The organism is Aphanothece microscopica RSMan92, from assembly GCF_046613545.2.
Lineage (GTDB): Bacteria > Cyanobacteriota > Cyanobacteriia > PCC-6307 > Cyanobiaceae > NIES-981.
Genome location: NZ_JBKKKY020000330.1, coordinates 1 through 636 on the forward strand (window position 1 = coordinate 1; position 636 = coordinate 636).

Genomic DNA, 636 nt, shown 5'->3' on the forward strand with positions numbered 1-636 from the left:
ACGGGACGTGAGCAATCCCAGCGAAGTACTGCTGTCCAACAGGCGAGGCGACCAACCGGGCACGGCCATCGTAGCCGTGATGGAAGGAACTCGGCCGTTACTTGTGGAAGTGCAGGCGCTGGTTTCTCCAACAGGATACAACATGCCACAACGTGTTTCCACTGGATATGACGCCAAACGCCTGCAGATGATGTTGGCTATTCTCGAAAAACGTGGTGGAATTCAAGTGCGTCAAAGCGACGTCTTTGTTAATGTTGCTGGGGGAATTGCCATTCAGGATCCAGCAATTGATCTTGGCGTTGTGGCAGCTCTTGCAAGCTCCGTTTCGGATATTGCCATGCCATCGCGCGTGGCGTTTATCGGCGAGCTTGGCCTTACCGGCGAAATACGCCATGTGGCCTTTGCCGAACAACGCGTCCAGGAGGCCCTGCGTTTGGGCCTTACCCGCATTTATCTTCCTTCCACCGCTGCAGAGACCTTGCCTGCCCACCTCAAGCCCCACTTGCAAGGCGTAGAAAAAATTGCGCCCTTCCTTACTGCCATCATCGGTTGACCGCCGGAATACACATTATGGGAACAGAATCACGCCACGACCGTCAAAGCACGTCCGTGGCACAGGGAATGCGAGCACTTACG

General features: G+C 55.2%; 1 protein-coding gene. It reads left to right on the top strand.

Going from position 1 to position 636, the window contains the following annotated elements; all coding sequences use genetic code 11:
• Nucleotides 1–553: magnesium chelatase domain-containing protein (locus tag ACLD7X_RS17820; protein WP_411425026.1), on the top strand; the 553-nt coding region annotated here is incomplete at its 5' end.
• Between the last annotated feature and the right edge of the window lie 83 nt (nucleotides 554–636).